At 70.3% G+C, this 12,516-nt stretch carries 11 protein-coding genes; 9 read left to right on the top strand and 2 right to left on the bottom strand.

Annotated elements, in window-relative coordinates:
* Nucleotides 1–63: 63 nt before the first annotated feature.
* Entirely contained in the window at nucleotides 64–1,191 is a 1,128-nt protein-coding gene (locus LQ771_RS15545; RefSeq protein ID WP_231350283.1) for a LysM peptidoglycan-binding domain-containing protein, read from the bottom strand.
* Nucleotides 1,192–1,384: 193 nt separating this feature from the next.
* Here LQ771_RS15545 and def point away from each other — a divergent pair, with 193 nt between their 5' ends.
* From def to LQ771_RS15500, 9 genes are all read left to right on the top strand, one after another.
* Entirely contained in the window at nucleotides 1,385–1,894 is a 510-nt protein-coding gene (gene def, locus LQ771_RS15540; RefSeq protein ID WP_231350282.1) for a peptide deformylase, read from the top strand.
* Nucleotides 1,891–2,820: a methionyl-tRNA formyltransferase gene (gene fmt, locus LQ771_RS15535; protein ID WP_231350281.1), complete on the top strand. Its 930-nt coding sequence runs from the start codon at nucleotides 1,891–1,893 to the stop codon at nucleotides 2,818–2,820. The genes def and fmt overlap by 4 nt, the downstream gene beginning before the upstream one ends.
* Nucleotides 2,821–3,082: 262 nt before the next feature.
* Nucleotides 3,083–4,378, top strand: a complete 1,296-nt coding sequence (gene rsmB, locus LQ771_RS15530; protein WP_231350280.1) for a 16S rRNA (cytosine(967)-C(5))-methyltransferase RsmB — start codon at nucleotides 3,083–3,085, stop codon at nucleotides 4,376–4,378.
* Nucleotides 4,379–4,440: 62 nt separating this feature from the next.
* A complete protein-coding gene (locus tag LQ771_RS15525; RefSeq protein WP_231350279.1) occupies nucleotides 4,441–6,165 on the top strand; it encodes an ArnT family glycosyltransferase in 1,725 nt (574 codons plus the stop codon).
* Complete coding sequence (locus tag LQ771_RS15520; protein WP_231350278.1) at nucleotides 6,162–7,463, top strand: O-antigen ligase family protein; 1,302 nt, start codon at nucleotides 6,162–6,164, stop codon at nucleotides 7,461–7,463. Before LQ771_RS15525 ends, LQ771_RS15520 begins: the two co-directional genes overlap by 4 nt.
* 9 nt (nucleotides 7,464–7,472) lie before the next feature.
* Nucleotides 7,473–8,288 (top strand): glycosyltransferase family 2 protein, encoded by an 816-nt coding sequence (locus tag LQ771_RS15515; protein ID WP_231350277.1) that lies wholly within the window; start codon nucleotides 7,473–7,475, stop codon nucleotides 8,286–8,288.
* A 27-nt stretch (nucleotides 8,289–8,315) separates the two neighbouring features.
* Nucleotides 8,316–9,365, top strand: a complete 1,050-nt coding sequence (locus LQ771_RS15510) for a UDP-N-acetylglucosamine 2-epimerase (protein ID WP_231350276.1) — start codon at nucleotides 8,316–8,318, stop codon at nucleotides 9,363–9,365.
* A 128-nt stretch (nucleotides 9,366–9,493) separates the two neighbouring features.
* The gene (locus tag LQ771_RS15505; protein WP_425491355.1) at nucleotides 9,494–11,128 is read left to right on the top strand and encodes an ArnT family glycosyltransferase; all 1,635 of its coding nucleotides are present in this window, start codon (nucleotides 9,494–9,496) and stop codon (nucleotides 11,126–11,128) included.
* The gene (locus LQ771_RS15500; RefSeq protein WP_231350275.1) at nucleotides 11,125–11,439 is read left to right on the top strand and encodes a tetratricopeptide repeat protein; all 315 of its coding nucleotides are present in this window, start codon (nucleotides 11,125–11,127) and stop codon (nucleotides 11,437–11,439) included. The genes LQ771_RS15505 and LQ771_RS15500 overlap by 4 nt, the downstream gene beginning before the upstream one ends.
* 151 nt (nucleotides 11,440–11,590) lie before the next feature.
* Here LQ771_RS15500 and LQ771_RS15495 read toward each other — a convergent pair whose 3' ends face one another.
* On the bottom strand, nucleotides 11,591–12,478 hold the full coding sequence (locus LQ771_RS15495) for an LpxL/LpxP family acyltransferase (protein WP_231350274.1): 888 nt from the start codon (nucleotides 12,476–12,478) through the stop codon (nucleotides 11,591–11,593).
* Between the last annotated feature and the right edge of the window lie 38 nt (nucleotides 12,479–12,516).

Below are 12,516 nucleotides of genomic sequence, written 5' to 3'. Positions count from 1 at the left end.
GCCCCGACGAAAAACGGCGCGGCCGAGGCCACGCCGTCGTGTCGGATAACCCCGAAGCGGTGGTTAGTCGGGCATCACCAGGCGATCGCCGCGATGCACCGGCCGCAGGCCGTCCATCACCAGACCGTAGCTCACGCGGTCAAAGGTGCGGAACACCATCACGTGGCCGACGAACTCGTCCGGCAGCGTCACATGCTCGCCACTGCCACGGCTCCAGCTGCTGCTGGCGACGTCGTCGTGGATGGTCTGGCCGGGCTGGAACAGGGCGAAGGTCTGGCCGTTGTCCACGCCGTCCTTCGCACCGATCGACAGCGCGACCACCTGGCGTCGGCCGGCCGCGTCCATGGCATCGGCGAACGCGATCACGCGGGCGTTGTCCGGGATCGACTGCGGGGCGTGCGGGTAGTAGTAGGGATCGTAGGCCGGGCCATCCAGCGGCAGCACGCGGTCGCCGCTGCGGATTTCCTGGGTGGCGTCGAGCAGCAGCATGGTGGAGGGGTCGCCTCCGCGCAGCACTTCGGCGGTGCCGATCACGCTGACTTCCACGCCCAGCGACTCGCCCTTGCCGTAGTGGCCGTCGTCGCGGAAATCCTCTTCCCACGGCGTCTTCATCATCGACACGTCGTTGTCGAGGGTGTGGCCGACGACCTCTTCCGTGGTGTTGTCGCCGTCGCCGGCGGCAAAGCTGCGGAAGGTGTGGGTCGGGCGCACGATCGCGAAGCGCTGGCCGGGCTCGGCCTTCAGGCCGCGCACGTACAGGTTCTGGCCGACCGCGCCGCGCAGGCGCGCTTCCTCGAAACCTACGACGTAGGGCGAGGACTTGACCTCGTCGGCGTCCATCACGCGCATGTCCTTGAGGAACAGGCGCAGCTCGTCCAGCGGGATCGCCGGCACGGCCTCGGCCTCGCGGTGCGCGCTCGGCTCGAGCTTGAGCCGCGGCCCGTTGATGAAGGACAGGTTGAGCACGTCGCCCGGGTAGATCAGGTGCGGATTGCGCACCTGCGGGTTGGCCTGCCAGATCTCCGGCCACAGCCACGGCTTGGAAAGGAATTTGGCCGAAATGTCCCACAGCGTGTCGCCGCGGCGCACGGTGTAGGTATCGGGGTGATCGGCGCGCAACTGGGCACCGGCGGCGTACACGGCCACGGTGACCAGCATGCCGGCCAGCAGCCCGATGGACTTCTTGATCATATGCTCAGATTCCCCTACCCCCGAGGCTCGGGCGAGTGTAACCGAAAGGTGAAGGCCCGCAACCGGGAGCAGTTGGCAAAATCGCCTGCCGCACGGGAGCTTGCCGCCGTACAATGAGGCCCATTCTAGTTTGCGCCGGGGCTTCGGTTACGCCGATTCGCCCGCATCTTCGACGGCGCCCGAGGTATCTCACATGTCCGTACTTTCGATCCTTGAATTTCCCGACCCGCGCCTGCGCACCCAGGCCGCGCCGGTGACCGCGTTCGACGCCGAGCTGAAGCAGTTCGTCGCCGACATGTTCCAGACCATGTACGCCGCCAACGGCGTGGGCCTGGCCGCGACCCAGGTCAACGTGCACAAACGCGTGCTGGTGGCCGACATGAGCGACGAACGCAACCAGCCGCTGGCGCTGATCAATGCGCAGATCGTGGGCAAGGAAGGCAGCCAGGTGTACCAGGAAGGTTGCCTGTCCTTTCCCGGCATCTATGCCGACGTCACCCGTGCGCTGAAGGTCACGGTCAAGGCGCAGGACGCGGACGGCAAGGAGATCACGGTCGAGGCCGAGGGTCCGCTGGCGGTGTGCATCCAGCACGAGCTGGACCACCTGGCCGGCAAGGTGTTCGTCGACTATCTCTCGCCGCTGAAGCGCAACATGCTGCTCAAGCGCATGGAGAAGCAGCGCAAGCAGGCGGCCAGCGCTTGAGGGTCGTCTTCGCCGGCACGCCGGAGTTTTCCGTCCCCTGCCTGGAAGCCTGCCTCGCCAGCGGCGCGCAGGTGGTGGCCGTCTACACCCAGCCCGATCGCCCTGCCGGCCGCGGCCGCAAGCTCGCGCCCAGTCCGGTCAAGCAGGCGGCGCTGGACGCCGGCCTGCCCGTCGAACAGCCCGAGACGCTGAAGTCGGCCGAGGCCCAGGCCACGCTGGCCGCCTACGCGCCGGACCTGATGGTGGTGGTCGCCTATGGGCTGATCCTTCCGCGCAAGGTGCTGGCGATCCCGACCCTGGGTTGCTGGAACGTGCATGCCAGCCTGCTGCCGCGCTGGCGCGGCGCGGCCCCCATCCAGCGCGCCATCCTCGCCGGCGATGCCGAGAGCGGCGTCGACCTGATGCGCATGGAAGCGGGCCTGGACACCGGCCCGGTGTTGCTGGAAAAGCGCACGCCGATCGGTCCGGACGACACCGGCGGCACGCTGCACGACCGGCTGTCGATGCTGGGGGCCGAAGTGCTCGCCGAAGGCCTGCGCCGCACGCTGGCCGGCGAGGTACTGGACGCCACGTGCCAGCCGGATGACGGCGTGACGTACGCGCACAAGCTGGACAAGGCCGAGGCGAAGCTGGACTTCACGCGGCCGGCGATCGAACTGGAACGCACCGTGCGCGCATTCGATCCTTGGCCGGTCGCCGAGGGTGCAATCGCCGGCGAGAGCGTGCGGATCTGGGCCGCGCGCGCCATCGAGCGCCAGCATGGCGCGGCGCCCGGCCAGGTGGTCGCCGTCAGCCGCGACGGGATCGACCTGGCCTGCGGCGAGGGTGCGCTACGCGTGACCGCGGTGCAGCGCCCCGGTGGCAAGCGCATCAGTGCGGCCGACTACCTCAACGCCCGCCCGGAACTGCGGGGGGCTTCCAAGTGAACGCGCGGTTGCTCCCTCTCCCCGTCGGGGAGAGGGCTGGGCTGAGGGACCAAGGCTTGCGCAGATGCGCAGCCAGCGCGTGGCGAGCCTTTGCGCGACAGACGAGGCGCGGCGCTTGGGCCGGAAACGTTTCGGGCGAGCCCCAGCCCCTCACCCCAACCCTCTCCCCGACGGGGAGAGGGAGCAGAAGTGGCGGTTCCTTGAGCGTTGTGGGCGAGCCCGTCTCCCGCGACGGCAGTTGGCGAGGAGCGAGCTGGTGGCCATGACCGATACCCGCGCCCTGGCCGCCATCGCACTGGCCGAGATCGCCCTGCGCGGCACCTCGCTGCGCGAGGCGATGGAACGCCACGCGCCCAAGCTCGCCGACCCGCGTGACCGTGCCCTGCTGATGGCCCTGCTCAGCGAAGGTGCGCGCTGGTGGCTGCGCTTCGACCCGGCGCTCGACCGTCTGCTCGAGCAACCGCTGCGCCGCAAGGAGCCGCAGGTCCATGCCCTGCTGGTGCTGGGGCTGGTGCAGCTGGAGGTCCTCCAGCTGCAGGATTACGCCGCGGTCGCCGCCACCGTCGAGGCCACCCGTGCGCTGAAGCGCCCGCGTCTGGCCGGACTCGTGAACGCCGTGCTGCGCCGCTGGCAGCGCGAACGAACGGACCTGCTGGCCGTGCTCGATGCGGCGCCGGCGACCCGTCACGCGCATCCGGCCTGGCTGGCCGCGGCGATCGCCCGCGACTGGCCGGCCCGGTCCGACGCGGTGCTTGCCGCCGACAACATCGAACCGCCGTTGATGCTGCGCGCCAACCGTCACCGCACGACGCGCGAGGCGCTGCTCGAACGCCTGCACGCGGGCGGCCAGGCGGCCCAGGCGCATCCCTGGCTCGACGATGCGATCGTGTTGCCGCACAGCGGCGATGTCACCCGCCTGCCGGGCTTCGCCGAGGGCCTGTTCGCGGTGCAGGACGGTGCCGCCCAGGTCGCCGCCGACCTGCTCGACGCCCGACCGGGCCAGCGCGTGCTCGATGCCTGCGCCGCGCCTGGCGGCAAGGCCTGCCACCTGCTCGAACGCACCGACCTGGCCCTGACCGCACTGGATTCGGACCCTTCCCGCCTGCGTCGGATCGGCCAGAACCTCGACCGCCTCGGCCTGCACGCGAACCTCGTTGCGGGCGATGCCGCCGAGCCGTCCGCCTGGTGGGACGGGCAGCCCTACGACCGCATCCTCATCGACGCACCCTGCTCGGCCACCGGCGTGCTCCGACGCCGACCCGACGTGCGGCTGCATCGTCGCGAGAGCGACATCCCCACGCTGGCCGCACTGCAGCAGCGCATCCTCGCTGCGCTCTGGCCGTTGCTCAGGCCGGGCGGCAAGCTGGTCTATGCCACCTGTTCGCTGCTGCGCGCAGAGAACGAGGTGGCGATACAGACCCTGCTCGCCCATGCGGCCGACGCACGCTCGCTGCCGGTCACCCTGGCGGTGGGCCAGCCCGCCGCGGTCGGCTGGCAGATCCTGCCCGGCGATGGCGACCTGGACGGCATGTACTATGCCGTGCTCGAAAAGCAGTAGCGGCTCAGCGCCAGGTAAGCCCAGCCCGGTTACAACGTCTGCTGTTCCGCACGGATCGCCGCATGCCCCTTGCCCACGCCTCGCCACACGACCGCCGCCGCTTCTGGCTGTTGATGCTGATCGCCCTGGTGGTGATCGGCGCCGGCATCGGCATGCGTGACCCCTGGCCTTCGGACGAGCCGCGCTTCACGCTGGCCGCCAAGCAGATGGTCGAAGGCGGCGACTGGCTGTTCCCGCACCGGGGCAGCGAGCTCTATGCCGACAAGCCGCCCGTGCTGATGTGGACCGAGGCGGCCAGCTTCGAAATCGTGCGCAACTGGCGGATCGCCTTCCTGCTGCCCTCGCTGTTGGCCGCGCTCGGCAGCCTGGCCCTGGTCTACGACCTCGGCCGGCGGCTGTGGAACCGGCAGACAGGCCTCTACGCGGCCGCCGGCCTGCTGCTGGCGTTCCAGTTCGTCTACCAGGTCAAGCGCGCGCAGATCGATCCACTGGTGATGTTCCTGATCACCGCCGGCAATTGGGGCCTGCTGCGGCACATGCTGCTGGGGCCCGACTGGCGGGCGTACTGGCTGGGCTGCTTCTGTGCGGGGCTGGGCGTGATCACCAAGGGCGTAGGCTTCCTGCCGCTGCTGCTGCTGGTTCCCTACGTGTTCGCGGTGCGCCGCGGCTGGAACGGCGTGGCCCGGATGGGCCGCGGCCAGGCCATGCGCTGGTGGCTGGGCCTGCTCGCCGTGCTGGCGGCGATCGCGCTGTGGCTGGTGCCGATGCTGCTGGCGGCCCGCGCGCATACGGAGAACCCGGCGTACGCCGCCTACGTGCGCGACATCCTGTTTCACCAGACGGCCGACCGCTACGCCAACTCGTGGGGTCACATCCACTCGCCGCTCTACTACCTGCCGATCGTGCTGTTCAGCTGGTTGCCGCTGTCGCTGACCTATCCGGGCACGCTGCCGCGCTGGTGGCGCGCGCTGAAGGCGAAGGACGCGCGGCTGATGCTGCCGCTGGCCTGGGTTGCGCTGGTGCTGGTGTTCTTTTCCATTCCGGCGGGCAAGCGCGACGTCTACATCCTGCCGGCGCTGCCGATGGTCGCGCTGGCCAGCGCGCCCTGGGTCGGCGAGCTGCTGCAGACACGCTGGCTGCGCGCGGCGGGGCTGGCCTTCATCGGGCTGCTGGGCACGCTGCTGCTGGTGGCAGGTGTGTATGCGCTCATCGCGCATCCGCCGTTCGCCACGCAGTGGGCCGCCCGGCGCGGCTTCGACGATGGCGCGCAGGCCCTGTTCGGCTGGCTGGCCGCGATCGGCGCAACCCAGCTGGCGCTGGTCGCCGTGCTGCGCCTGCGCGGCGCCGCATGGGCGGTGTGCGGCGGCATGGCCGCGCTGTGGCTGGGCTGGAGCCTCGGCATCGCGCCGCGGCTCAACGATTCGAGTTCCGCCGCCGGCCTGATGGCCAAGGTGCGTGCGCAGATGACGCCGGGCGACGAGGTCGGCCTGGTCGCATGGAAGGAACAGAACCTGCTCATGCTCGACCGCCCGGCAAAGGACTTCGGTTTCACCCGGCCGTGGACGCGGCAGTACGCCGACGCGGTCGCCTGGCAGGCGGCCGATCCGGCGCACCGCTGGCTGTTCGTGCAGGAGCCGGCCATGGGCGCGTGCGTGCGCCGCGACCGCGCCATCGACCTGGGCCACGCCAACCGCCGTGAGTGGTGGCTGTTCAAGGCCGATGCGGTGATCCCCGGCTGTGTGCCCGATGCTTCCGCCGAGGCGGCCGACGCCAGGGTGCCCGAATGAGCGCGCGCAGCCGCGACGTGATGCAGGTCCACCAGGAACGCGTACCCGCCACCTGGCATGCATGGCCTGACTGGACCCTCTCGGCGCTGGTAGCGCTGATGCCGCTGTCCTTTTCGGTGGAACCGGACGTCAAGGCGCTGCCGGCCGCATTGCTGTTCCTCTGTGGCCTGGGCCTGCTCTGGCGCGCGCCGGTGCGCCAAGCCTATCGCGCCGCCGCCACGGTGGTGGTCGCCGCGGTGCTGCTGATCGCACTGGAGACGGTCAACGTGCTCTGGCACGGGCTGGGCTGGCGACCGCTGGACCATACCGCCCACGTGCTGCTGTACGTGGTGGTGGCGGCGGTGTTCGCACGGCCGCTGTGCATGCCGGTGGTGTGGTCCGGCTTCAGCCTGACCGCCATCGTGCTGGGCGCGGTGTGCCTGGTGCAGCATTACTGGCTGGGCGTGGAACGCGCCTATGGGCTCAACGGGGGCGACTCGAGCGCGATCGAATGCGCCACGCTGTTGCTCGGACTGGCGCTGATGGCGCTGGTGCAGTGGCTGCGCGCCCGGGCGGGCAGCTGGCGCTGGTGGCTGCATGGCGCCGGCATGGCCTTCGGCATGTATGGCGCGCTGCTGACGCAGAGCCGCGGTCCGTTGCTGGCCTTCGTGCCGGCGTTCCTGCTGGTGCTCCTGGTCCAGGCGCGCCGCACCCGCCGCTGGCGCTGGTGCCTGGCGCTCGGCGGCGTGGTCTGCCTGGGTGGCGCGATCGCTACCGCCACGCTGCACGGCGCCATGCTGGGCCGCTTCACCACCATCCAGCAGGAGGTCGCCGGCTTCGACCAGGGTGACCCCGACGGCTCGGTCGGCGAGCGCCTGGAGATGTGGCGCACTGCGCTGCGCGCCTTCGGCGAGCATCCGCTGGCGGGCGTCGGCGTGGACCAGTATGCGCGCTACGCGCAGGCCGAGATCGCCGCCGGCCGCAGTGACGCGTCGATCGCCCGCTACAACCAGCCGCACAACGAATACCTGCGCGCGCTGGCAACCGGTGGCCTGCCCCTGCTGTTGGCGGTGCTGGCCGTGTTCGTGCTGGCCCTGCGCTATTTCACCCGTTGGATGCGCGACGACGACGACGCGGTTGCCGCGACCGCCACCGCCGGCCTGGCGATCGCCTTGCTGTACTTGCTGTGCGCGCTGGGCGAGAGCGTGTTCTATCGCGTGATGTCGCAGTCGTTCTTCTTTTTCCTGGTGCTCGGGCTGGCCGTTCGCGTGGGCTATCTGGCGAACCGGCCACTGCGCGAAGCGCCGACCGCACCCTAGAATACCGGCATGGTCACCCTGCCTCTCACCCTCGTCGTCATCACCCACAACGAGGCCGAGAACATCGCGCGCTGCCTGGACAGCGTGCCGTTCGCGGCGGAGAAGCTGGTGATCGATTCGGGCAGCGACGACGACACCGTGGCCATCGCGCAGGGGCACGGTGCGCGCGTGGTGCACCAGGACTGGCTGGGGTTCGGGCCGCAGCGCAATTTCGCCAGCGGGCAGTGCGCGCATGACTGGATCCTGGTACTGGACGCCGACGAATGGCTGTCGCCGGCACTGGCCGCCGAGCTGGAACGCCGGCTGCCCGCGCTGATGGCCGGGCCCACGCCGGCGGCCTGGCTGCGCCGGCGCACCGTCTACATGGGCCGGCCGATGCGCTGGTACCGTCCCGCGGTGGGCGAGAAGATGGCGCGCCTGTACCACCGCGACCGCGCGCGCTGGACCGATGCGCGGGTGCACGAATCGCTGCGCTTCGAAGGCAGCGCACCCACCTTCGACGCGTCCTTCGAGCACGCCAACAACCCCACGCTCGTGCACAAGCAGCTCAAGGTGCTGCGCTACGCCGAGCTCAAGTGCCGCGACTGGCTGGACAAGGGCAAGCCGGCGCGCATGTGGCAGGCGCCATTCGTCTACCTGCTCGCCTTCGCCAAGGACTACCTGTTCCGGCTCGCCTTCCTCGATGGCTGGCGCGGCTTCATGATCGCGCAGACCGCGGCGAGCTACGCGCTGTACAAGCGCATGCGCTACTACGAGATGGTGCACAACCGCGCCTCGGTCGAGCGCGCGGGCGCGGCGCTCAGGCGCCACGGCCTGGACCGCTGACCGCCCACCCGAGACCGTGATACCCCCATGCAGACATCCTCCAAGCGCCACTACCTGCTCTACGGTTCCGAGCGCTACGCGCTGGCGATCCTGCGCCCCCTGCAGGCGGCCATCCGCGCGCGCGGCGACGAGGCGGCCTGGTTCTTCGACGGCCCCGGCGCGCAGGACCTGGGCGCGGACGAACGGCTGTTGAGCGTGGAGGAGGTCCGCCGCTGGAATCCGGTCGCCGTGCTGACGCCCGGCAACCACCTGCCGCACTTCTTCCCGGGCGTGAAGGTGGAGGTCTTCCACGGGTTCGATGCGGGCAAGCCGCGGCACATCTACATACGCGGCTTCTTCGACCTGTATTGCACCACCGGCCCGCGCGACACGGCGCAGTTCCAGGCGCTGGCGGACCAGTTGGGCCATTTCAGCGTCGCGGAGACCGGCTGGCCCAAGCTCGATCCCTTCCTCAGGGAAATCGCCGGTCCATTGCCGCCGGTGCGCCAGCCACCGGTGATTCTCTACCATTCCACTTTCTCGCCCTCCTGGAGCGCGGCCGAAACCTTGTACGAGGAGGTCAGGCGACTGTCGCGCGATGGCCGCTGGCGTTGGATCGTCACCTTCCATCCCAAGATGAGCCCGGAGACCGTCGCCAGGTACAAGGCGCTGGAGAACGAGTTCCTCACCTTTGCCGAGAACGACAACATCCTGGAGCTGTTCCCGCAGGTCGACATGATGTGCTCGGACACCTCCTCGGCGCTCAACGAATTCCTGCTGACCGGCAAGCCGGTGGTGACGTTCAGGAACCGTCGGCCAGGGCCGCAGCTGATCGATATCGACGATGCCGCGCAGTTCGAACCGGCCATCGAGCGGGCGTTGGCACGGCCGCCCGAGCTGATGGCCGCGATTCGCGCCTATGCGGACGCGATCCACCCCTATCGCGACGGCCACGCGAGCGAGCGCGTGCTCGCCGCGATCGACGGCTTCGTCGCCGCAGGCGGGCGCAACCGCAGGCGCAAACCGCTCAATCTCTGGCGCAAGTTCAAGCTGCGTCGACGCATCGGCTACTGGGGACCGGCGCGCCTGCCCCGATAGCCGACGGCCGCGATGGCGGCGTGCCGCTAGAATGGCCTCTCCCCATCGTGAGCCTGCCCGTGCCGCCCAACGCCTACAGCCGAACCGAACACCTGCGCGCCCTCTGGCCCTGGCTGCCGTTGTGGGCAATGGCGGCGCTGCTGGCGATCTTCTCGCACGGGCCGATGCCGCTGTATTCGACCCGCACGCTGGCGGTGGCCTGGGAGATGTGGAACCACGGCCACTGGCTGGTGCCCTTCAACAACGGCGCGCCCTACAGCGAGAAGGCACCGCTGTTGTTCTGGATGATCCACGCCGGCTGGTTCGCCTTCGGCGTGAGCGACGTGTGGCCGCGCGTGCTGGAGGTGATCTTCGGCGGCAGCCAGCTGGTACTGGTCGCGGCACTGGCGCGGCGGCTGTTCCCGGATCGTCCGTGGGTGACGCGCGCGGCGCCCTGGATGCTGCTGGCGCTGGGTTACGCCTTCCTGTTCGGCCTGCAGATCATGTACGACGTGCTGCTGGCGGTATGGGCGCTGGCCGCGCTGCTTTGCCTGACCCGCACGCCCGCGCGCGACGAACCACGCTGGTGGCTGTTCGGCCTCTGCCTGGGCCTGGGGCTGCTGACCAAGGGGCCGGTGATGGCGCTGCACGTGGTGTTCCCATGGCTGCTTGGGCCACTCTGGAACGACTGGGCCAACCAGCATCGCGCCCGCTGGTACGGCCGCGGTCTGCTCGGCTTCCTGCTCGGTTTCGCCATACTGCTGGCGTGGGCGTTGCCGGCCGGGTTCACTGGCGGCGAAGCCTACCGGCAGCGGCTGTTCTTCACCCAGACGGCCGGCCGCGTGGTGAACGCGTTCGATCATGCGCGTCCGCTGTGGTGGTACGTGCTCGCGCTGCCGGTGCTGATGTTTCCGTTCAGCGGCTGGCCGCGCGCGTGGGTGGCGCTCGCCTCGCTGCGCCGTCCGCTGGACGCCGGCATGCGCTTCGCGCTGTGCTGGGTGGTGCCGGTGTTCGTCACCTTCTCGCTGATCAGCGGCAAGCAGCTTTACTACCCGCTGCCGGAGTTCGCCGGGGCGGTACTGCTGCTGGCCGGCGCGATCGCGCTGCTGCGCGAGCGGCGTCCCGCGCTGGCCTATAACGGCTGGCTGGGCACCTGGCCGCTGGCGCTGGGCGGCATCCTCTTCGGCGTGTTCCTGTTCATGCTGCCCTGGCTGGTGGGGAGCGGGCGGCTGCATGGCGAGTGGTTCGACACCACCGCCGGCTACAGCCGCTTCTTCGCCGTGGTGTTCCTGCTGCTGGGCGCGCTGCTGCTGTTGCGCGGTCGCGGCGAGATGCGCCGGCTGGCGGTTGCCGGCCTGCTGGGCACGCTGGCGATCAGTACGCTGTTCACGCTGACCCTGTGGCCACGCTACGACCTGGCGCCAGCGACCCGGCTGCTGGGCGCGGCCGACGCGCAGAACCGCGCGATCGGCTATACCGGGGTCTACGAGGGCCAGTTCCACTTCGCCGGCCGGCTTGATCATCCGATCATCGAACTGCACGGGGACGAGGCCATCGCCGACTTCGCGCGCACGCATCCCGATGGGCTGATCGTGACCCATCCGGACAAGCTGGATGCCGCCGCGCTGCGTTATCCGCTGCTCGCGCAGCCGTTCCGCTCCTCCTGGGTGGTGATCTGGCCGGCCACGTCCCTGGCCGACCTTCGTGCCGGCCACCGCCCGCCGGAGCCGGCGCAACCGCCGCGCATCTTCAATCCCGACGCGCGCCCGCGGCAGTTCCCGTGACGAGCGCCCTGATCGCCGGCCTGCGTGCGCAGTGCGGCGGTCCGCGCGACGGTGCGCTGTTGCGCTTCTCGCTGGGCAACGCCTTGTTCGGCGAAGGCCAGGCGACCGAGGCCGTCGAGGAACTGCGCCGGGCCCTGGCCTTCGACCCGGCGTACTCGGCCGCGTGGAAACTGCTCGGCAAGGCCTGCCTGGCCATGGATGACCGCCGCGGCGCCGCCGAGGCCTGGCGCCAGGGCATCGCCGCCGCCCATCAACGCGGCGACAAGCAGGCCGAGAAGGAGATGACCGTCTTCCTGCGCCGGCTCGGATGAGCCTTCAGCCACCGGCTTCGGACGTGCATGGGCTGGTGGGCCGGGTACCGGCACTTCCCGCGGGCGCGGGGTGCCGGCAGGCGGCTGGGGCGCTTTCGCGATGCAAGCGCATCCTTCGCACATCCGCCATCCGTCCGCGGGCCGCTTCCGCTCAGCCGCGCCTGTACGGATTGGGCAACCCGTGCCCCGACCAGCGCCGGTAATGCCACTGGTACTGCACGAACGCCCGCTCAACGCAGGCTTCCACGCCGCGGTTGAGCGCCGCGCAGGCACGCTGCGGATCGCCATCGTCCAGGCCGTCGGGCGCTGGCAACAGATGGATGCGGAAGCCTCCTCCGTGCGGCAACCGCTCGGCGAAGGCGAACAGCACGGTCGCGCCGGTGCGCGCCGCCAGGCGGGGCAACAGCACCATCGTCAGCGCCTCGCGACCATAGAACGGCGCCGCTTCGCCCTCGCCGGCGCGCGGCTTCTGGTCGGGCAGGATGCCGATCGCGCCGCCCGCGGCCAGGCGCTTGTACAGCGTGCGCACGCCCGCGCCCTCGGCTCGCACCTGCTCGGGAGCCAGCGCGCCGCGTACGCGGCGAAGCAGCGGCTCGATCGCGGCCAGCCGTGGCGGCCGGTACAGGATCGCCATCGGCATGCGGCTGCACAGCCAGTAATTGAGCAACTCCCAGCAGCCCAGGTGCGGCGCGGCGATGATCACGCCCTTGCCCTTGGCCATTGCGGCGTCCAGCAGCTCGCCGCCGCGCACCTCGCGCACCAGCCCCAGCATCCTTTCCGGCCCCGCGCCCCAGACCTTGACGATCTCGGTGACCGACTTGCCGCCCTCGGCCATCACCTGGCGCAGCAGCGCGGCATGCGCTGCCCGGTCCAGCCCCGGCCGTGCGATCGACAGGTTGACCGTGGTGTCGTGGGCGGTGCGTCCGTGCGACCACAGCGACAGCCGGCCCAGGCCCGCGCCCATGGCGTGGAGCAGGCGCAGTGGAAGCAACCCGAACAGGCGCAGCAGGAGGTAGAGCAGGTAGATGTCGGGGCGCATGGAGGACTGCCGCTTGCCGCGCCTTCCGGCGCAAGGTA

This window comes from Frateuria soli (genome assembly GCF_021117385.1).
GTDB lineage: Bacteria > Pseudomonadota > Gammaproteobacteria > Xanthomonadales > Rhodanobacteraceae > Frateuria_A > Frateuria_A soli.
Note: the sequence above shows the minus strand (reverse complement) of the source record. Positions and strands in the feature narration are given on the sequence as shown.